Annotated in this window: 14 protein-coding genes and 1 tRNA gene; 8 read left to right on the top strand and 7 right to left on the bottom strand. The window is 53.3% G+C overall.

Going from position 1 to position 20,093, the window contains the following annotated elements:
• Positions 1-45: 45 nt before the first annotated feature.
• From H8K43_RS08970 to aroG, 3 genes are all read left to right on the top strand, one after another.
• A complete protein-coding gene (locus H8K43_RS08970) occupies positions 46-4,374 on the top strand; it encodes a cellulose biosynthesis protein BcsC (RefSeq protein WP_186903520.1) in 4,329 nt (1,442 codons plus the stop codon).
• Position 4,375: 1 nt separating this feature from the next.
• Positions 4,376-4,786 carry a tetratricopeptide repeat protein gene (locus tag H8K43_RS08965; protein WP_186903519.1) on the top strand — a complete coding sequence of 137 codons (411 nt, stop codon included), beginning with the start codon at positions 4,376-4,378 and terminating at the stop codon, positions 4,784-4,786.
• Positions 4,787-5,224: 438 nt separating this feature from the next.
• Positions 5,225-6,286: a 3-deoxy-7-phosphoheptulonate synthase AroG gene (gene aroG / locus H8K43_RS08960; protein ID WP_186903518.1), complete on the top strand. Its 1,062-nt coding sequence runs from the start codon at positions 5,225-5,227 to the stop codon at positions 6,284-6,286.
• Between the two features lie 212 nt (positions 6,287-6,498).
• Here aroG and H8K43_RS08955 read toward each other — a convergent pair whose 3' ends face one another.
• Positions 6,499-7,140 (bottom strand): retropepsin-like aspartic protease family protein, encoded by a 642-nt coding sequence (locus H8K43_RS08955; RefSeq protein ID WP_186903517.1) that lies wholly within the window; start codon positions 7,138-7,140, stop codon positions 6,499-6,501.
• A 58-nt stretch (positions 7,141-7,198) separates the two neighbouring features.
• Complete coding sequence (locus H8K43_RS08950; protein WP_162021219.1) at positions 7,199-7,690, bottom strand: YajQ family cyclic di-GMP-binding protein; 492 nt, start codon at positions 7,688-7,690, stop codon at positions 7,199-7,201.
• Positions 7,691-7,774: 84 nt separating this feature from the next.
• Here H8K43_RS08950 and murB point away from each other — a divergent pair, with 84 nt between their 5' ends.
• From murB to H8K43_RS08935, 3 genes are all read left to right on the top strand, one after another.
• On the top strand, positions 7,775-8,839 hold the full coding sequence (gene murB, locus H8K43_RS08945; protein ID WP_186903516.1) for a UDP-N-acetylmuramate dehydrogenase: 1,065 nt from the start codon (positions 7,775-7,777) through the stop codon (positions 8,837-8,839).
• A gap of 354 nt (positions 8,840-9,193) precedes the next feature.
• Positions 9,194-10,894: an HD-GYP domain-containing protein gene (locus H8K43_RS08940; RefSeq protein WP_186903515.1), complete on the top strand. Its 1,701-nt coding sequence runs from the start codon at positions 9,194-9,196 to the stop codon at positions 10,892-10,894.
• Positions 10,891-12,192, top strand: a complete 1,302-nt coding sequence (locus H8K43_RS08935; RefSeq protein ID WP_186903514.1) for a putative bifunctional diguanylate cyclase/phosphodiesterase — start codon at positions 10,891-10,893, stop codon at positions 12,190-12,192. Before H8K43_RS08940 ends, H8K43_RS08935 begins: the two co-directional genes overlap by 4 nt.
• Positions 12,193-12,221: 29 nt before the next feature.
• Here H8K43_RS08935 and H8K43_RS08930 read toward each other — a convergent pair whose 3' ends face one another.
• Both H8K43_RS08930 and H8K43_RS08925 read right to left on the bottom strand, forming a co-directional pair.
• A complete protein-coding gene (locus tag H8K43_RS08930) occupies positions 12,222-12,842 on the bottom strand; it encodes a DUF4124 domain-containing protein (protein ID WP_186903513.1) in 621 nt (206 codons plus the stop codon).
• 101 nt (positions 12,843-12,943) lie between these two features.
• The gene (locus H8K43_RS08925) at positions 12,944-14,857 is read right to left on the bottom strand and encodes an ATP-binding cassette domain-containing protein (protein ID WP_186903512.1); all 1,914 of its coding nucleotides are present in this window, start codon (positions 14,855-14,857) and stop codon (positions 12,944-12,946) included.
• Positions 14,858-15,045: 188 nt separating this feature from the next.
• Here H8K43_RS08925 and H8K43_RS08920 point away from each other — a divergent pair.
• Positions 15,046-15,120 (top strand) — tRNA-Arg (locus H8K43_RS08920).
• Positions 15,121-15,681: 561 nt separating this feature from the next.
• Here H8K43_RS08920 and map read toward each other — a convergent pair.
• Both map and H8K43_RS08910 read right to left on the bottom strand, forming a co-directional pair.
• On the bottom strand, positions 15,682-16,485 hold the full coding sequence (gene map / locus H8K43_RS08915) for a type I methionyl aminopeptidase (RefSeq protein ID WP_408058506.1): 804 nt from the start codon (positions 16,483-16,485) through the stop codon (positions 15,682-15,684).
• A gap of 94 nt (positions 16,486-16,579) precedes the next feature.
• Positions 16,580-17,188: a fumarylacetoacetate hydrolase family protein gene (locus H8K43_RS08910; RefSeq protein WP_186903511.1), complete on the bottom strand. Its 609-nt coding sequence runs from the start codon at positions 17,186-17,188 to the stop codon at positions 16,580-16,582.
• Between the two features lie 261 nt (positions 17,189-17,449).
• On the opposite strand from H8K43_RS08910, the gene H8K43_RS08905 reads away from it, so the two are divergent.
• Positions 17,450-19,192 carry an amidohydrolase gene (locus H8K43_RS08905; RefSeq protein ID WP_186903510.1) on the top strand — a complete coding sequence of 581 codons (1,743 nt, stop codon included), beginning with the start codon at positions 17,450-17,452 and terminating at the stop codon, positions 19,190-19,192.
• Positions 19,193-19,371: 179 nt separating this feature from the next.
• Here the strand turns inward: H8K43_RS08905 and H8K43_RS08900 are convergent, their stop codons facing one another.
• Positions 19,372-19,998 carry a LysE family translocator gene (locus tag H8K43_RS08900; RefSeq protein ID WP_186903509.1) on the bottom strand — a complete coding sequence of 209 codons (627 nt, stop codon included), beginning with the start codon at positions 19,996-19,998 and terminating at the stop codon, positions 19,372-19,374.
• Between the last annotated feature and the right edge of the window lie 95 nt (positions 19,999-20,093).

Here is a 20,093-nt window from a genome sequence, read left to right as displayed (position 1 = left end):
CATATCAGGCATAAATGATAGATAAATTAGGAATAGGGGAATTGCATGGTTTTGAAAAAAAAAGCGGTGGTACTCGCGCTGTTTGCGATCCAGGGTTGCTACATCCCCGCTTTTGCCAATTCCCCTTTGCATGAAAAACTCATAGAAACAGCACAGTTCTGGGAGCAACGCGGCAAAGAAGATAATGCAATGGATGCCTGGCGTAAGCTGCTCAAAATTGATCCCTCCAGTCCTCATGCTCTGGTCGCGGTCGGCGCGTATGAAGCAAGACGCGGGAATGCTGATCAGGCTAAGCAACATCTGAACAAACTACGTGAAGTCAATGCGAGTGCAGCGCAGATACGTACTTTGGAAGATGCGATACGAATGGGCGCTTCCGGCGCGCGCACTCAGATCGACGATGCACGTCGTCTGGCCAAGCAGGGTGATGCAGAGGCGGCGGTCGAAAGCTACCGCTTGCTGGGTGACCCGTCCAAACTCAAGGGCGATGCGGCTTCTGAGTATTACCAGACTTTGGCAGGCACCTTAAAAGGCTATGCTGAAGCTAAGCGTGGACTTGAAAAACTGGCGAAAGAACAGCCAGGTAACACCCGTTATGCACTGGCTTATGCGCAGGTGCTGACTTACCGCGAGGCGACCCGAACCGAGGGTATGGTACAGTTGGAGCAACTGACTGCAAAGCCGGATGTGGCAAAAGCAGCAAGAGACTCATGGCGACAAGCCCTGAGCTGGATGGGGCTGAAGACCAGCAATGCGCGTTACTTCCGTCATTATCTCGACAAATATCCTGACGATAAAACCATACAGGATAAGCTCGATAACATGAGCCGTCAGGCCAAGGCAGAAGTACGTGAAGAGCGGCGTCCGGCTAAGCCAAGAATAGAAAACCCTGTGATCAAGGGGCAGACCATAGGCTTCAAAGCACTGGACGACAATGATGTGGCGACCGCAGAAAAAGAATTCCAGTCCATCCTGAAGTCGCATCCTAAAGACCCGGTTGGCTACGCCGGCATGGGTTTTGTCAAGATGCGTCAGGAAGAGTTTATTGAGTCCAGAAAGTATCTGCTAAAAGCCATGCAGCTGTCTTCAGCTAAAGAAAAATTAAACTGGAAAAAAGCCTATGATGGCGTCCATTACTGGGCCCTCATAGAGGATGCTCGCAATACTTTCGAAGATGGCGACAGTAAAAAAGGGATAGCCCTGTTGCGGCAGGCGATCGCGCTCGACAACAAAGAACCCTCCGGTATTTTGCAGCTGGCTGATGCCTTGCAGGCTGAAAATGACATGGCAGGCGCGGAAGAGAATTTCAAGCGGGTCTTTAACGAAGATAAGACCAATATGCGCGCGCTCGATGGTCTGGTTGGTCTCTACTCTTTGCAAAAACGCGTGAAGGACATGGAGGCACTGAGTCCATATATGCTGCCACGTCAGCTCGCAATTTTGGCGAATTCTAAAGCCGAAGAGTTGTCAGAAAAAGCGAAAAAAGCGGAAGCTGCAGGTGATTTTGCGACGGCGCAAAGTGCACTCGAAGATGCAATTCTGATCAAGCCCGAAGATGCCTGGCTGCGTATGAGTCTGGCTAAGCTGTATCAGAAGCGCAATATGCCTGGACAGGCACGTGCTTTGCTCGATGCACTGACTAATGTGGAGAAACCCGATCCGGAAGCCCTGTACGTCAGCGCCTTACTGAGTGAAATGCAGGGGCTGTGGTGGGAAGGCATGATGACACTGGAGCGCGTGCCAGCCAATTCACGCAAGACGGAAATGTTTACCTTGCAGAAGCGGCTGTGGCTGAAGGTGCAGCTGGACCGTATCGATATTCTCAATAAAAAAGGCAGAACGGCCGAGGTGAAGGAAATTCTGGCGGCGGTCGACAGTACGGCCGCCAACGATCCTGAATTTGTCGGCACGGTTGCTTCGCTGTATATCAAGCTGGGTGACCGCGAACGTGGTTTTTCCATGATACGGCAACTGGTGCAAAACACGAAGCAACCGACAGCTGGCTTGTTACTGCAGTATGCCAGCACCCTGATGCAGTCCAATCAGGAAGCCGAGCTGGAAGCGGTTATGCGTAAAGTCGCTGCCATGCCTAAACTGAGCGAAGACGAGATACTGTCTTTCCGCCAGTTGCAAAAAGCACTTGCCATGCGCTACTCCGAACGCGCGCGCGAAGCAGGTGATTTCGCCGCTGCTTACACCTATATCCAGCCCATGCTGATAGAAACGCCGGAAGATAATGTGCTGTTGCTGACACTGGCACGTATTTACTCATCGGCCGGTGATCTGGAGCAGGCCAAAGACTTGTACAGCAAGGTATTGGAAACTGAACCGGACAATCCAGAAGTATTGCAGGGACTGGTGTTCGCTGCTATTAACATCAAAGACTTTAACGGTGCGGAACAACATCTGGATCGCCTGATGCGCTTACAGCCGGATAATCCGCGTTATATCGCCTTGGCAGGTAATGTCGCGAGGGCTAAAGGACAGAACGGTAAGGCACTCGGCTACTTCAAAAAAGCGCTGGCGCTGGAGCAGGCGCAGCGTCCGCTGTCCGGTAAGGGCGCGGACGGCTTACGCCTGGTAGAAACCATAGCACCGGCTGTTGCCGTGACCGATTTCAAGGTCAATCCTTTCGCCGCTAAAGAGGGACAGTTGCCGACGCAAACGCCGGTGGCTAAGCCAGTACCAGGACCGGTATTGCGTGAAGTGCCACAATTAGGACCGCAGCACGCCTTACCCGGTCTGAATCCTGGTGCTGCCAGCAGCATTAGCAAGCCCCAGACCCAGTCAGCACCTGCGAGCAGTAGCCCAGTCTCCAATGCTGTAGTTGCTCCAGCCAGTCCGCTCAGTGCAGCGGGTGCTGCGCCAACACCGGCGCTGGCGCGCGTCTCCGCCCAGCCCGCGGTGGTCAGCCCAGTCGTTAGCGGTATCAGCGGCAGCAGTGCTGGCAGCGTTACAACGTCCCAGGCTGCTGTGGCTGCGCCAGTTAAGGCTTATACCTCGGCGGGTTCGACTACTTACGCTGCTACGAATCCCCAGAGCCTGAATACCGGTAGTCAGTTGCCGGCAACGAATACCAAGCGTAAAGCCGCCAAAGACTTACAGGATGTGAGTCCGGAAGAAGCGGCGTTGATACGTGAAATTGAATCGTTGAATGACTTAAACCGTTCTGAAGTCACGATCGGTTTGTCCGCGCGTGCACGCAGCGGTCAGAGCGGCTTGTCGCAGTTAAAAGATGTGGAAATGCCGATAGAGGCAAAGTTGTCCACGCTCGGTTATGGCCAGTTTGGATTGAAAATTATTCCTGTCGTGATTGATGCCGGTACTTTGCAGCTTAACGACACAAACGTCGCAGGGCAGTTTGCTAAGAATGCGATACTGAATGAGCGTGCTAAGTTCTCAAAAACGCCGTTTACCGCGGTTGCACGGGAACAGGGACTGTCCAGTGCCAGCTCGATAGAACAAGTTGCTAAAGGTGTTGCATTGAATCTCAGTTATGACCTGGCGGAGGCTGGCTTAAAACTGGATGTGGGCTCCAGCCCAATCAACTTCCCGATCCGGAATGTGGTCGGTGGTGTTAAATGGAGTACCGCTGTTGACGGCCTGAACCTGAGTCTGGAGTTATCGCGCCGCTCGGTGACCGATAGTTATTTGTCGTATGCAGGTGCTAAAGACAGTCTGTTTGGTCTGAGCTGGGGCGGTGTAACGAAAAATGGTGCGCGCATCGACCTTTCCTATGACATGGAAGACGGTGGGCTCTATGGCGGTTTGGGCGCATATAGCCTGCAAGGCACACAGGTGGTGAAGAACACAGGTTTTGATTTTGGTGGCGGTGCTTACTGGCGTGTGTATAAAACCAAGGAGAATGTGGTGACAGCCGGCGTCGGTATGAACACCATGTTCTATAAAAAGAATTTGCGTTATTTCACTTACGGTCATGGCGGTTACTTCAGTCCGCAATCGTATCTGGCAGTGAATTTGCCAGTGGAGTGGAGTGGACGTAACGGCCGCCTTGCTTATCAGCTCGGCGCTGCGATTGGTATTCAGCACTTCCGTGAAGACAGCACTTTGGTTTATCCGTTGATAGCGGCTGATCAGGCTGGTCTGGAGTTGTTTGCAGCAGCGAATCCTTTGCTGAATATAACGACTAACTACGCCGGTCAAAGTCATACTGGTTTGCAGTATAAGCTGGCTGGTGGTCTGGAATATTTGCTGACGCCGCGCTTCTCTGTGGGGGGGCGGTTCTCAGTGGATAATTCGGGTGATTTCACCGATGCTGCCGGTATTGTTTATTTGCGCTACACCTTTGAGCCAAGAAAGACGCAAGTTGCTTTCCCGCCCGTCGTGCCGAAAACCTATTATCAGGGGAATTGAGATGTTAGTCCGTAGTGTCTTACTTTGCATATTGTTGATTCTGAGTCCGACGCTGTTTGCCGCCGATTTGCAGACCGAAGGCCGCCAGTTACTGTCTCAGGGCGATGCAGCTGCGGCCAGTAAAAAGTTTGCTGAAGCTGCCAGGGTGAATCCGTTTGATGCGTCGGCGCTCAATAATCAGGCAGTCGCCTTGTCGGCCCAGGGCGATTATGAAAAAGCACTGGGCTTGCTGGAACGCGCAGTCAGACTGGCGCCAGCGCGCGCTGACATTGCGACCAATCTCAACGAGATGCGTGCCTGGGTAGCGCGCCATGCACCGCAAATCAAGCTCAAGGAAGCGCCGCCACCAATCATGAATGTATATCCCGATGCAGATATACCGCCTGAGCCACCGGCCTTATGGAAAAAATAAAAAATCTGCGGGTTTTACGCTTGCCATTTGCTAAAATATGATGCAATATCAGTTTTCGAATTTGTGCTGGCAAGTGGCAGACTGCGATGTCGCCCGCATAAATGCAGATAATTAACGGGTCAAAACGCACACAAATTTTGTATGAAACGCGTCTACTTCTTTTTCTTTTTTTACTTTAGCTATTCCCAGCCACAGGCGGTAGGAAGAAGGTAAGCGCACAAAGAAAAAGAGCCCAACCAGAATTCTAGAAAACCGCCAGTGATGGCGGTTTTTTTTTACCTCTTGCTTTATCAATATTGTGTGCCTGACAAAGGCCGTCTGAACCAAGTGCCGTATCCGGCCAGATCAGACCAATAGGCAGAAATGCGCAGATAGCGGTGGGTAAGCCCTAGGAATAAGTTGACGAATTTAAACCATTGAACATTTTCAGGAGAAACCATGCAACGTACTGACGACTTACGCATACGCGAGATGAAAGAGCTGGTCCCGCCATCCCATCTGATCCGCGAATTCGCGTGCTCGGAAATCGCATCTGAAACAGCCGCCAATGCACGCACCGCATTGCACCGTATTTTGCACGGTCAGGATGACAGACTGATGGTGGTGATTGGACCTTGCTCTATTCACGATACCAAAGCCGCCATGGAATATGCCCACAAACTGGCCGCAGAACGCCAGCGTTTTCTGGGGGAGCTGGAAATCGTGATGCGCGTGTATTTTGAAAAACCACGCACCACAGTCGGCTGGAAAGGCTTGATTAACGATCCTTACATGGATAACAGTTTCCGCATCAACGATGGCTTGCGTCTCGCGCGTGAGCTGCTATTGAATATCAATGAACTGGGTTTGCCAGCCGGTACCGAATACCTGGATGTGATCAGTCCTCAGTATATTGCTGACCTGATCAGCTGGGGTGCGATCGGTGCCCGTACTACAGAATCCCAGGTACACCGTGAACTGGCGTCGGGTTTATCCTGCCCGGTCGGCTTTAAAAACGGTACTGATGGTAATGTCAAAATCGCGGTCGATGCGATCAAGGCATCCTCGCAGCCACATCACTTTTTATCGGTGACCAAGGGCGGGCATTCTGCCATCGTCTCAACCAATGGTAATGAAGATTGCCACATCATCCTGCGCGGCGGTAAGACCCCGAATTATGATGCTGTCAGCGTCGATGCCGCCTGTAAGGATATTGCCAATGCCGGGCTGGCATCGCGTCTGATGATCGATGCCTCGCATGCCAACAGTTCTAAAAACCCAGCCAATCAAATCCCGGTTTGCGCCGATATCGCAGGCCAGATCGCAGCCGGTGATACACGTATAGTTGGCGTCATGGTGGAATCACATCTGGTCGCAGGGCGTCAGGATCTGGTGCCGGGCAAGGAACTGGTCTACGGTCAGTCCGTGACGGATGGATGTATTGATTGGGAGTCCAGTGTGCAAGTGCTGGAAGGGCTGGCCGCAGCCGTCAAGCAGCGTCGTTTGTCGCATTCTGAATAAACCGGATACGCCAACCGTGACAGCGATCAGCGTGGAAAAACTCAGCTGATCGCTACAATAGCCAGTGAATGACTATGCGGATTTCGTTAATTTGGGATTTGGATGGTCACCCTGGTGGCCAATATTGATAATGACAATATCCAAATTGGATATTTATGCTGTGCTGAATGCCGCATTTGGGACTGCTGCGTGCATTAGCGTGACGCTGGGATTCAGAAGCGCTTAGTCAGCGTCATCTGTTCACCTTCACGCCGCATTTCCATGCGATTCAGGAAGGACATGCCGAGCAGCGGCATGCTGAGTCCGGCTTCGATGACTGAGGCATCGACCTGGAATAATTCGATATCGCCGATCTTGATACTGTCGAGTTTGATCAGATAGGTATTGACCACACCGCCTGCGGTATTGGCGCGGCCTGGGCGGCCAGCTTTGTAATTGATGCCTATACGTCTGGCCTCACTGGCGGGCAGCGCGATCAGGCTGGCACCGGTATCCACCATCATGCTGAGCGCAACACCATTAATGCTGGCTGGTGCCATGAAATGCCCGTGGTCGCCCGCTTTCAGCACCACCTGGTTGGATTTTCCACCGCCTGTTTTGAAATCGGTTTGTCCCAGCCGCAGTACCTGTCGCTTGCCATTGGTGCTGATGGTGGCATTGTCGCCATCGACCGCAAGCAGACGCGTTTCGCTATTGAGCATGGCGCCCACTTCGTAAGTCTTGGGCGCTGCCCCATCGATCACCAGTATTGCCTTACCGGACAGGATGGCGACCACACCGATATCGGCCGCGGCCGCCAGCCCGCTACAGCATGCGCTGATTAACAATATTGAGAACAGTGCTGACAGTTTCATACTGGTGGACCCGGCGGGTTGGAAAGGGCGGTGCTAAGGTGCTGGCTTAAGCGTCGTATCAGTCGCGGAAGTTATTAAAATCCAGCGGCAGATCTTTCATTTCTTTGCGCAGCAAGGCCATCGCAGCTTGCAGGTCATCACGCTTAGCGCCTTGAATCCGCACTGCATCGCCCTGGATGCTGGCCTGAACTTTCATCTTACTGTCTTTGATGATTTTGACGATTTTCTTGGCATCGTCAGATTCAATGCCGTTTTTGACTTTGATGACTTGTTTGACCTTGTCGCCACCAATTTTTTCGGGCTTACCCATGTCCAGGAAGCGTACATCAACTTTGCGCTTGCCCATGGTCTGGGTGACTTCGATGAGGATCTGATCCAGGTGGAATTCGGAATCGCCGTAGATAATGACTTCGCGTTCTTTATCTTTGAGTTCAACTTTCGCGCTGGTGCCTTTCAGGTCAAAGCGGTTAGTGATCACCTTATTCGACTGGGTGATCGCATTTTTCACTTCTTCCATGTTGGCTTCGGAGACGGTATCAAACGATGGCATAAAACTTTCCTGATGAATTGTAAACGTAGCGCATTTTATCAAATGTGCGACTGGCACAGAGTCCAAACGTTATAATTTCGCCTTATGACAAATCATCCTACCCATTCGAACCCGCTGGCTGTTTCCACTGAGTTCTCTTTGCGTCAGCACAATACCTTTGGTATCGCTGCGATTGCCAGCCATTTTGCCGAGATCCGCAGCGTAGCGGATTTGCAGTCTGTTCGTCTGAATCCACAACTGATGTCTATGCCCAGGCTGATACTGGGTGGCGGCAGCAATCTGGTGCTGTCTGATCGCATCGATGCGCTGGTCTTGCATATGTGCGTACAGGGTAAGCAAATCGTCGGCAGCGATGCGGATAGCGTGTATGTGCAGGTAGCAGCCGGAGAAAACTGGCATCAGCTGGTGCTGTGGACCTTGGCACAAGGTTTAGGCGGACTGGAAAATATGGCTCTGATACCGGGCACAGTCGGTGCGGCACCCGTGCAAAACATCGGTGCTTACGGCCTGGAGCTCAAGGATGTATTCCATAGTCTGGATGCGTTTGACTGGGAGAGCGGTGAGCTGCTTACGCTCGATAAGGCAGCCTGCCAGTTTGCCTACCGCGACAGTATCTTCAAGCAGGCCTTCAAGGGAAGAATGACGATCTTGCAGGTCACGCTGGCCTTGCCAAGGCTCTGGCAGCCGCGTCTGGGCTATGCCGATGTACAGCGCTTTCTGGATCAGGCCGGTATAACAGCACCGACTGCGCAAGACGTTTGCAATGCGGTGATCGCGATACGCCAATCCAAATTGCCCGATCCTGCGCAAATTGGAAATGCAGGCAGTTTCTTTAAAAATCCTATCGTCAGTGCGGCACAACGCACGCAACTGCTGACACAATTTCCCGAACTGGTCAGCTATGCACTGGAAGATGGCCGCTACAAGCTGGCGGCAGGCTGGCTGATAGAGAAAGCCGGCTGGAAGGGCAGGCAGTTGGGCCGCGCTGGCGTCTATGAAAAGCAGGCGCTGGTGCTGGTCAATCGTGGTCAGGCAACCGGCGCGGATATCCGTGCGCTGGCTGCGGCGATAGAGCACGATGTCAGTGCCTTATTTCAGGTCAGTCTGGAAGCAGAGCCAGTATTTACAGATTCTGTTCAGGCAATGTGATGCTTTGTTAAATCAGGCACATGCGTAGACCTGCAGCCGCTGTCTTTGTTTATTCTGTATCCATCTTTAACGTTTAATTTGTCTTTAGTTTGTCTATAGAGAAAGTCTTCAGCGTATCATTTCACATGTTTCCATGTGGAAATTATTGTTGACAGGCAAGTGGATGGTGACTGTGTTTATGTTGCAGATCAAGTTTGAGATAGCGGCATTTCTGTATGCTGAATCTGGTACATAATTGCAATTGCTGCAAGTTGTGCTAAGGTATTGAGCGATCACCACAAGTGGTTTATTACTGCTTCATCAGTATCTTTACTCTTTCAATGACTGAACCCCAACAAAAGCAGCTTACCTCACATGCGTGAAAAGAGAAAATTACGTCACAGTCTGGTTATCAGTATCGCGGACCTGCGCACGGGCATGTTTGTGGCGGAACTGGACCGTCCCTGGGAAAAAACGGATTTTCTGATTCAGGGCTTTTTGCTGACCGAACTGATCGACTTACAAACGCTGCAAGGTATGGTGAATCAGCTCACCATTGACCCCAGCCGCAGCGACCCTGGCGCATTATTGCATCTGCCCTGGGACAGCTTTCATGAAGAGAATCCGGATATCGCGGCTGATTTGCATCCGGGTGACAGTACTGTGCGCGTCACTTATACCGCGCCGCCTGCCGCTGAGCAGTCAGTGTTGGCGAAAGTCCAGCATGGGGTCAGACAATTGTTTGAAAAACCGACCGCATCTGCTTATTTGCATGCGCGTCGTATGGCGCAGCAACCCAGAGCCACTCAGCCTGAGCCTTATTATCTGCGCTTTAACCATCAGGTTGTCGTGCAGAACAGCGTTTCGCAGGCTGAACTCAGTTCCAAACTGGTACCGCCATCGACCCCGGTATTCAGCCATTTTATTGAAACCCTGTATCCACGCGATGTGATTTATGCGCCGCTGAACTGGATGGAACGTGCGCAAGAGTGGGTGATTGAATGGAATAAGGCCAAACCCGTTGCTGATACCCGTAAGCGTCAGCATTTTCCAAAGCGCAGGCAGCATCCTGAGCATGTTCCCCAGACCCTGAATCTGGTGATTTATCAGGATCGGGCGCCGATGCAGGAAGAGCTGGGCCATGCCAGCGTCGCCGTCGAGCGCACTCAGGAATTCCTGAGCCGTATGTCAGATGACATTAAAAATGGTAAAGAGCTGGAGGTGGAGCAGGTCAAGCCCGCCGTTATGCTGCTGACCGAAAGTATCATTGCCAATCCCTCTGCCTTGATGTGGCTGATCCGTATGCAATCTGAGGATACCGAGACCTATAACCACGGTATCAAAGTCGCCGTGTATCTGATGGTGCTCGGGCGTCATCTGGGATTTGCGCGTCCGCAGCTGAATGAGTTAGGCCTGATCGGCTTGCTGCTGGATGTAGGCAAGCTGAGTCTGCCCGAAGAGTTGTTAAAAAAGCCGGGTAAGCTGGAAGACGACGAGAGCGAAATGATGCGTACTCATGTCGATTTCAGTCTGCGTAAATTACAAAGCAATGGCCCGCTGTCGCACAATGTGTATCTGGGGATCAGCCAGCATCATGAACGCCTTGATGGCAGCGGTTATCCGGCTGGACTCAAGGGCAAGGAAATCAGTATCTTCGGTCGCATGGCGGCGATTGCCGACAGTTTTGCTGCCATGACCTCGCAGCGCTCCTATGATTCGACACGCTCGGCATTTGATGCGATGAAAGAGTTATTCCGCGAAGCCGATACCCAATTACATGCGCCGCTGGTGGAAGACTTTGTACAGGCGATCGGTATTTTTCCTATCGGCAGTCTGATTGAATTATCGAGCGGTGAGGCCGCCATCGTGTTGGAGCATAATAAATTACGTCGCCTGGAACCCAAAATTCTGATATTGACTGACCGCGATAAAAATCAGCTGGAACAACCCTATGTCTTCAGCCTGATGCATCAGGATAAATCCGAAGGAAAGACCCAGGTCCGCATCCTGCGTGGCTTACCTGACGGCGCTTATGGCATAGACAGCAGGCGTTTTTATCAGGCGAAATCATCATGAATCTTACTAACTCCAGTGCGCAGCGCCTGAACTCTTGCGCCGAATTTTCTATACAACTGCAGCAACAAATCAACAGTTGTGAAGCGGGCACTACCCTGGCGGTGCTGATCCTGCAGTTACAACGCAGCGACCGCATTACTGCCCTGATCTCCAGCAGCTATGCACAGGAAGTGCAGGCTCGCTTGTGGCAGCGTATACAGCCTGGTCTGCGGCCGCAGGACAGTGCTGTGTTTGTCGGCGACAATGAATGCTGGTTTATCTTGCCTGGCCTGGCCGCGCAGGAGCTGGCCTTGCTGGCGGTACACCGCCTGCTCGGCGTGTTGGAGGCACCGTTGATGCTCGATAGTCACAGCATCCATTTTTATCCCAGCATAGGTGTGGCTCTGGCGCCCATGGAAGGCGTGAATGCAGCGTCTATGCTGCGTATGGCCGATCAGGCTCAAAAGGGCGCATTACTTGAGCATCAGCGTTATGCGCTGGCGGAAAGGGATATAAAAAGCAGTCTGATGCCCGATAATCTGCCCAAGCTGATTGCCGATGTGATCGAGGCCAATGAGTTGCGGGTGGTGTACCAGCCTAAGGTGGATATCCGTAGTAATCGCATGGTATCGGTCGAGGCGCTGGTGCGCTGGCCGTCTGATCATCCGCAGTTTGTGCCGGTCAATGTACTGATCGATACTGTTGAGCGTTGCGGCCTGGTCGAAGCGCTGACGCTGCAGGTACTCAGCACCGTATTGCGTGAAACCTCAGGATGGAAAACGGCCGGTCTGGATGTCACCGTCTGGGTGAATTTGTCAGCCCGCCTGCTGAGTCAACCCGATTTGCCGCGCACACTGGCGCACAAAATGGAGGTCTGGTTTGCCGAACCCGGCAGCATAGGACTGGAAATCACCGAGAGTGCGCTGATACGCGATTTAGATAAAACCGTTGAAGTGTTGACTGAACTGAAGCGACTGGGTTTTCCGCTCGCGATTGATGATTTTGGTACCGGCTATTCCTCATTTGCTTATCTGCGCCGCTTCCCAATAGATGAACTCAAAATCGACCGTGTGTTTGTCGATAATATGACGGAATCGCTGCAGGATAAGCAAATCGTACAGAGTATTATCGACCTAGCGCACAACTTTGGTTTGCCAGTGGTGGCAGAAGGGGTGGAGCGCCTGGAAACCCTGCAAGCGCTGGCCGCGATGGAATGCGAGCAGATTCAGGGCTATTACTTCGCCAAGCCTATGCCAGCGCAAGAATTACTGATTTGGTGCGCCGACTTTCACCGCAATGTATCTGCGCAGCCAGACTGAGTACAGACTTCCTGCGTCTCTGACTTCACTTAGTTTTTATCGCAACCCAGCGCCTTGATCTGCTGACTCAGGTCTGGCGCACCCTTACCCAGGCCTTCAGCTGGTGTGCGCTTAATGATTTCTTGGAGCTGGCTGCACAACTGCTTTTGTGCCGCTTGCTGAGCCGCAGGGCTGGCTGGTGCAGCCGGAGTCGCTGGTGCTGCTGGAGCCGCGGGGGAGGCGGGCGCAGCAGGGGCAGCAGGAGCGGCCGGTAGCGGCATACGCCGCAGTTTCTCCTGCATACAGTCTTTTTCTATCGCGCTGCGCACATCGCTGGAATTACCACGCTGCGCATAAATATCGCTGATCAGCTTGCGTCTTTCCTCAGTTTTCGCGTCCGCCAGCAAGGCATCCTGGGTGGCGCCGCCTTCGCGCATCCAGATGATTTTTTTCGCATCTTCACCGCGCCGTGTACATTCCCCATCCAGTATTGCGCGCGGATTTCCGCTGTTGCCATTGCCAGGCAAGGTGCCTATGATCTGGGATTTCTGACCCGGATCGCAGGGTTTATCCTGATAGCTGTTACCGCAGCGGTAAAGATTCTGCGCCATCAGCAGCGGCGTGGCAGCGCTCAGCAGCATAGCGACGAAAAAACGGGATGAAACTGACATACACGACTCCTTGCTCAGTTGAGCTCCAACGATGCCGAATAAAGAAAGGGGCATGGCGATCATGCCCCCGTACAGGCTTGTGCTGACGACGCTGATTGCGCTTAAGCCTTGGATTTAGCTTCTATGTTTTCCCACTTTTCCAGCGCTTCCAGCAATTGCTCATCAATTTCTGCAAAGCGTGCATTCAACTGATTGGCCTGATCCGGCCCGTTTTTATACAAGTCAGCATCACTGAGTTTTGCGGTAATCGCGGCCTGTTCCTGCTCCAGTTGCGCGATCAGTTTAGGCAATTCTTCCAGCTCACGCTGTTCTTTATAGCTGAGTTTTTTGCCCTTGGCGGCGGGTGCTGCACTGGCTGCGGTCGCAGCATTGGCTTTGGTATCTGCTTTGGCTTCCTGTTTCGCTGGCTTACTGCTGACGGTATCGCGGTAACGTTCCCAGTCGGTATAACCACCGATGAATTCACGCCACTGGCCTTCGCCTTCAGACACGATTACTTGCGTGACCACGTTGTCGAGGAAGGTGCGGTCATGGCTGACCAGGAAGACAGTGCCGTTATAGTCCTCCAGTAATTCTTCCAGCAATTCCAGAGTATCGATATCCAGATCATTGGTCGGTTCATCCAGTACCAGCACATTGGCTGGTTTCGCGAACAGGCGCGCCAGCAATAAGCGGTTGCGCTCACCACCGGACAGCGATTTCACTGGCGAACGCGCGCGTTCCGGTGCGAACAGGAAGTCACCCAGATACGACATCACATGCTTGCGCTGACCATTGACCTCAACCCAGTCACTGCCCGGCGAAATAGTATCGGCCAGGCTGGTGTCTTCATTCAGCTGTGCGCGCATCTGGTCAAAATAAGCGACCTGCAGTTTGCTACCCTGTTTGATCATGCCGCTGTCAGGCTGATCTTCACCTAGTATCAGTTTCAATAAGGTGGTTTTACCTGCGCCGTTCTGGCCGATCAGGCCGACTTTGTCACCACGCAGGATAATGCTGGAGAAGTCTTTGACGATGACTTTGTCGCCGAAGGATTTGCATACATTTTCCAGTTCCGCCACAATTTTGCCTGAGCGTTCACCGGTCGTGATGTCGAGCTTGACCTGACCTTGCTGGTCGCGTCTGGCGCTACGTTGCAGACGCAGATCTTCCAGCCGGCGTACCCGTCCTTCATCGCGGCAGCGGCGCGCTTTCACGCCTTTGCGTATCCAGACTTCTTCCTGTGCCAGCAGCTTATCGAACTTGGCATTTTCAGTTTCCTCGATTTCCAGCTGTTCTTCTTTACGCGTCTGGTAAGTGCTGAAATTGCCCGGGAAAGAAGTCAGCTTGCCGCGATCCAGTTCCACGATACGGGTCGCCACGTTATCCAGGAAAGAGCGGTCATGCGTGATAAATAACACGCTGCCTTTGAAGTCTTTGAGCAAACCTTCCAGCCATTTGATCGACGAAAAATCCAGATGGTTAGTCGGTTCATCGAGCAGCAGCACGTCCGGCGCGCCGACCAGGGCGCAGGCCAGAGCCACCCGTTTTTTCATCCCGCCTGACAAAGTGCCCATGATGGAATCACGGCGCAGATTCAGTTTGTCCAGCGTCGTTTCGACTTTGTTGTTCAGGCTCCAGGCGTCAGCCGCATCCAGTATCACCTGTATGTCATGCATGCGCTCCATTAGCGCATCGTCATTGTCACCGCCAAACTGACCGGTCAGGCTTTCATATTCCTGCAACAGCGCAGGCAGCTCACCCAGGCCGGAAGCGACCGCGTCAAACACGCTGATCTCGGCAGAGAATTGCGGCTCCTGTTCCACATAGGCGATTTTCAGACCTTGCTGCATGACCAGCAAACCGTCATCTATCTTGGACGTGCGGGCGATAATTTTGAGCAGGGAAGACTTGCCCGTGCCATTGCGGCCGATCAGACCGACACGTTCGCCGGTTTCCAGGGAAAACTCTGCATGATCGAGCAAAGCTACGTGACCGAATGCCAGTTGGGCATCGCTTAATGAAATAACAGCCATAAATTCCTGAGGGAAGTGCGCAGCCCGGGGTGCCGCACAGCATTGAAAAAAACCGTATTGTACGCGAGACCGCAGCAGCTTCCACCATCCGCGCCACATCCTGTATGCAAGCGTGAATTGATTGTTGTTGTCCAGTCAGGTAAGATGGCGGGCTTGCTGAAGCGCCGTCATGGCGTTTCACACCGTGTCTCGCCGTAGTTCAATGGATAGAACGTATGCCTCCTAAGCGTAAGATACAGGTTCGATTCCTGTCGGCGGGACCAGTTCCCACACTCTGCACCTCCACAATCGTGTTGTAGTGCCAGTCTGTATCAGCTTGCAAGCGCGGTTTTTGCTTAGAATCTTATCAGTCTTATATTTCATTTCAACTCAAGCCAACTCAAACCTGTTTTATAAGCCGGTTAGGTTCATACCTGGGCAGCGTTTTCAGTGTCGCAATGCTGATATATTTTCTCTAAAATCGTTACATTAATCGTTACATAAAATAGCCTGTTTATCTGGTTTTATGTTGATTGAATGCGGTGTGCACTTTTTAGAATCGTTACATCACGATGTTATCTCGCGTCATCGACATGTCGTGCTGTAAACGGTAGCTGGGGAATTTTCTGTGGCGGCGAAAAATCGACGCTTTCAGTTTGGTGGCAGTATACTGACGCAGCCGAACACTTTGACCGCACAGGCGTTTTTGCCCGACCAGCGATGCGCGCATCAGTGCGGCTTTTCGTCAAATTTGTGCGCAAAATGCGGCACATATTGCGACAGCCACAAGCAGTGTGGGCTGAGCAGTTTCGCACTGCGCCCACACCACCACGACCAATCAGGAATTAAGCAAACACATCCGGATAAGCCGGATCGGCTTCAGGCCAGGCAGTCAGTACTTCGCAGCCGGTTTCTGTGACGACCACCATATGTTCCCATTGCGCAGACCAGGAGCCATCGCGGGTTTCCACGGTCCAGCCATCGGCCAACTGGCGGGTCGCGGCTTTACCGGCATTGATCATCGGTTCTATGGTGAAGATCATGCCCGGTTGCAGTACCACGCCTTCACCACGGCGGCCATAGTGGCGCACTTCCGGCTCATCATGGTAAATCTTGCCTATGCCATGACCACAGTAATCCCGGACCACGCTGTAACCGGCTTTTTCTGCGACTTGTTGTATCGCATAGCCGACATCGCCCAGCGTATTGCCGGGACGGACCTGACGGATACCGGCACACAGCGAGTCATAGGTAGTGCGCACCAGCTGTTGCGCTTCGGCGCTGACTGTGCCGACCAGATACATACGGCTGGTATCGCCGTACCAGCCATCTTTGATCACGGCGACGTCGATGTTGAGGATGTCGCCCTCATTCAGTACCAGGCCGGATGGAATGCCGTGGCAAATCACCTGATTCACAGAGGCGCAAATGGTCTTGGGAAAACCGTGGTAGCCGATATTGGCGGGTATCGCTTTTTGTACATTGACGATGTAGTCGTGGCAGATCTGATCCAGCTGTTCAGTGCTGACACCAGCTTTGACATGCGGTGTGATCATATGCAGCACATCGGCCGCCAGTTGTGCCGCGATCCGCGATTTTTCTATATTGGCCGCGCTGTGGAATGGGATTTTACTTCTGTGCTTCATCATTATTCTCAGTGGTGTCAGTGTGTTGCTACCGCCTGACAGCGGCGCTGCAACACGCTGGTGTTGGTGTATTTAATGCCCGGTGTTCGTGCTCAGTTCAGATGGCGATCCAGCTGTGTTCCACCAGCAGGCTGTCACCGGCATAAATCCGGCCGCAAAAGCTGGCACCCTGGCGTACCGGGCCCACACCTTCCGGCGTGCCGGTCATGAGGATGTCGCCATCATTGAGACTCATAAAGCTTTGTATCGATGCGAGCAATTGCGCCGGTTTGAACAGCATCAGCGGCGTGCCGCCTTGTTGCGCCAGCTGACCGTCTATCCATAATTCCAGTCTTAATTCTTCAGGATTGCCATCAAAACGCACGAAGCGGCTGAACACGGCCGAGCCATCAAAGGCCTTGGCGCGTTCCCACGGCAAGCCCTGTTTTTTCAGGCTGGTTTGCACCGCTCGGCGGGTCAGATCGAGGCCGAAACCGACAGCGTCCAGCTCGCCATTCTTGAGCAAAAAGCTGATTTCGCCTTCGTAATGGATGTCATCGCCATCGGCGCGCAGTTGTTCTGACAGCGCAGAATTCGGCTTCAGGAAAATCACAGGTTCAGCCGGTACCTCATAACCGAGTTCGGCGATATGGGCGACATAATTTCTGCCAGCGCAGACGATTTTAGATGGCACGATGGTCTGGTCTTCGCGTGTCACGGTATGCATGCTTACTCCTGAATAGACGGCGGCAAAGGTGACAGTTTAACTGATGCAGCGAATTTTCTCAGAAAGCCGGGCAGACTACCGACACATCCGGCGCAGACAAAATCTGTTTGTGGGCAGCATCGCTTTGATGCATGATGTCATTTGAACAGCTGCCTGACCAGCAACTGGCGATGCTGCGTCCCTGCGCTTGTAGCGGGCAATGCGGCAAATGACTGAATGAAGCAAAGATTCACAAAGATTCATCTAACTGAGGAGCATGCGATGTGGCGTAATCTGGCAGTGGGTTTGGGATGGATGGCGATGGGCAGTATCGCCATGGCGGCGGATGCCGATAAGATTTATATCAATGCGCAAATCGTCACTATGAATGAGGCGCAACCCAGCGCGCAGGCGCTGGCGATCAAGGATGGCATACTGATCGCGGTGGGGGATCAGCAAAGCGTGCTGGCGCACAAGTCGGCGACGACGAAGGTGATTGACTTGAAAGGCAAGACGCTGTTGCCTGGTTTTGTGGATGCGCATGGTCATGTGTCTATGACCGGTTTGCAAGCGGTGTCGGCTAACTTGTTACCAGCGCCGGATGGCAAAGGTAACAGCATCGCAGCCCTGCAGCAGATACTGAAAGAGTATGCAGCGACCCCGCTGGCGCGCAGCAAGGGCATCATCATCGGCTTTGGTTATGACGATGCACAGTTAAAAGAGCGGCGCGCGCCGACCCGGCAGGAACTTGATGCGGTCTCGCGCGATAAACCGGTGCTGGTGATTCATCAATCGGGTCATCTGGGCGTACTTAATACCAAGGCTTTGCAAATGGTCGGCCTGAACGCTGATTCCAAGGACCCGGAAGGCGGTCAGATACAGCGTGAAGCCGATGGTAAAACGCCCAATGGCGTGTTGGAAGAAACCGCCTGGTTTGCATCCGGCATGAAGCTGATCCAGCCATCGCCCACGGACTACGCGGCGATGCTGCTCGCGGGCCAGCAATTGTATGCGCGCTTTGGTTTCACCACCGGTCAGGATGGGCGCTCTGACGAAAACAGTAACAAGACCTGGGCCGCGCTGGCGCAGGGGAATAAGATGCTGATCGACGTGGTGTCTTATCCTGATCTGGCCATGCCCTTCACCGAAGAATTTATGCGCTCCGTCTGGAATCAGCGCGCCTATCGCGGCCATTTCCGGGTCGGTGGTGTGAAGCTGAGTCTGGATGGCTCGCCGCAAGGTAAGACTGCGTTTCTGAGTCATCCTTACCATGTGCCACCCAAAGGCAAACCGGCCGATTATCGTGGTTATCCGACTTTCCGCGATGACGAAGCTGAGCGCCTGATCGATAAGGCCTATGCCAATAACTGGCAATTGCTGGTACATGCCAATGGCGATGCGGCGGCGGATCAGATGTTGAGCGGCGTGGGCAAGGCGGTGGCGAAGTACGGCTTGCTGGACCGGCGCAATGTGATGATCCATGCGCAAACCGTGCGCGAAGAACAGCTCGATGCGATGCAAAGGCTGGGTATCGTGCCTTCGTTTTTTGGCATGCATGCGTATTACTGGGGCGACTGGCATCGCGATGAAACGCTGGGCCCGCAACGTGCAGACCGGATTTCACCTGCCATGTCGGCGCTGCGCCGTGGCATGAAATTCACCCAGCATCATGATGCACCGGTGGCCTTTCCGGATGCGATTGCGATTCTGGATGCGGTGGTTAACCGCCGTACCCGCAGCCGCGACATCCTGGGCCCGGATCAGCGTTTGCCGATCGCAGTCGCACTCAAGAGCATCACGCTGTGGGCCGCCTGGCAGCATTTTGAAGATGGCAGCAAGGGCTCGATAGAACCCGGCAAACTGGCCGATCTGGTGGTCTTATCCGCCAATCCAATGACGATAGATCCTGAGCAGTTACGCAGCATCCAGATCTTGGAAACCATCAAGGAAGGCAATACGATTTATCAGGCTAAAGCGCCTGCTTCAGTGAAAGCCGCTAAAGCAGCTAAAGCAGCGGCCAAATAAGTTGGCGCTAATATTAAAAAAATCTGCCCCGGTCGCACCTGGGGCAGATTTTTTTACTTCTAGACCAGTCAGGCACACATCAAAATAAGCAAGACCCAATACTGCTGCGCCTGTTGGCGGCAAAATGGCTGGACAGGCTTATTTGATGCGGACTTTGTGTTTTACAGATGGTCCCTGATTTAGCGTTGTGAGAACGCGAGCTTGGCTGCCAGACCGGCAAACACCAGCGCCGCGCTGCGGTTGAGCCAACGCTGGGCACTGGCCGAGCTGCGCAAACGCTGACCGGCACTGGCGGCAAACCAGGCGATGCTGCCGAAGGCGAGCAGGGTAGCCAGGATGAAGATGCCGCCGAGCTGGAAAAACTGCGGCGCAATCGCACCCCGTTCGGCCGACACAAATTGCGGCAGAAAAGCCAGGAAAAACAGCACGACTTTAGGATTGGTCAGATTCATGACTATGCCGCGCAGATACAGCTGGCGGCCAGACAAGGCCGGTGGACGCTGCTCGTCGGCTGTGCTGACCGGTGCGCGGTAAGCGCCATAGGCCAGATATAGCAAATACGCAGCACCGATCAGCTTCATGATGGTAAAGGCCATGGCGGACGCGGCAAACACGGCAGCCAGCCCCATCGCGATGGCGGTGGTGTGTACCACCAGGCCGGTACACAGACCCAGCACCACCAGCATACCGGCGCGCCGCCCTTGCATCACCGACTGCATGAGGACGAACACATTATCCGGGCCGGGACTGAGCCCGAGTAAAATCGAGATGCCTAAAAAACTGATAGCGGTTTCCAAACTCAGCATGGGCTGCCTTTCTGTGATCTGCCCGGGGAAACACCGCCCCGGCTGCGGTCCTGGTCAGACACAGACGTGTTCGTCTCCTTGTTGCCAGTGCTGCG

Source organism: Cognatundibacterium curvum, assembly GCF_014284235.1.
Lineage (GTDB): Bacteria > Pseudomonadota > Gammaproteobacteria > Burkholderiales > Burkholderiaceae_D > Undibacterium > Undibacterium curvum.
Note: the sequence above shows the minus strand (reverse complement) of the source record. Positions and strands in the feature narration are given on the sequence as shown.

Bases quoted from the DNA above. Each gene is read 5' to 3' on its own strand.
- H8K43_RS08970 (WP_186903520.1), top strand. From the start codon at position 46: ATGGTTTTGAAAAAAAAAGCGGTGGTACTCGCGCTGTTTGCGATCCAG.
- H8K43_RS08965 (WP_186903519.1), top strand. From the start codon at position 4,376: ATGTTAGTCCGTAGTGTCTTACTTTGCATATTGTTGATTCTGAGTCCG.
- aroG (WP_186903518.1), top strand. From the start codon at position 5,225: ATGCAACGTACTGACGACTTACGCATACGCGAGATGAAAGAGCTGGTC.
- H8K43_RS08955 (WP_186903517.1), bottom strand. From the start codon at position 7,140: ATGAAACTGTCAGCACTGTTCTCAATATTGTTAATCAGCGCATGCTGT.
- H8K43_RS08950 (WP_162021219.1), bottom strand. From the start codon at position 7,690: ATGCCATCGTTTGATACCGTCTCCGAAGCCAACATGGAAGAAGTGAAA.
- murB (WP_186903516.1), top strand. From the start codon at position 7,775: ATGACAAATCATCCTACCCATTCGAACCCGCTGGCTGTTTCCACTGAG.
- H8K43_RS08940 (WP_186903515.1), top strand. From the start codon at position 9,194: ATGCGTGAAAAGAGAAAATTACGTCACAGTCTGGTTATCAGTATCGCG.
- H8K43_RS08935 (WP_186903514.1), top strand. From the start codon at position 10,891: ATGAATCTTACTAACTCCAGTGCGCAGCGCCTGAACTCTTGCGCCGAA.
- H8K43_RS08930 (WP_186903513.1), bottom strand. From the start codon at position 12,842: ATGTCAGTTTCATCCCGTTTTTTCGTCGCTATGCTGCTGAGCGCTGCC.
- H8K43_RS08925 (WP_186903512.1), bottom strand. From the start codon at position 14,857: ATGGCTGTTATTTCATTAAGCGATGCCCAACTGGCATTCGGTCACGTA.
- map (WP_408058506.1), bottom strand. From the start codon at position 16,485: ATGATGAAGCACAGAAGTAAAATCCCATTCCACAGCGCGGCCAATATA.
- H8K43_RS08910 (WP_186903511.1), bottom strand. From the start codon at position 17,188: ATGCATACCGTGACACGCGAAGACCAGACCATCGTGCCATCTAAAATC.
- H8K43_RS08905 (WP_186903510.1), top strand. From the start codon at position 17,450: ATGTGGCGTAATCTGGCAGTGGGTTTGGGATGGATGGCGATGGGCAGT.
- H8K43_RS08900 (WP_186903509.1), bottom strand. From the start codon at position 19,998: ATGCTGAGTTTGGAAACCGCTATCAGTTTTTTAGGCATCTCGATTTTA.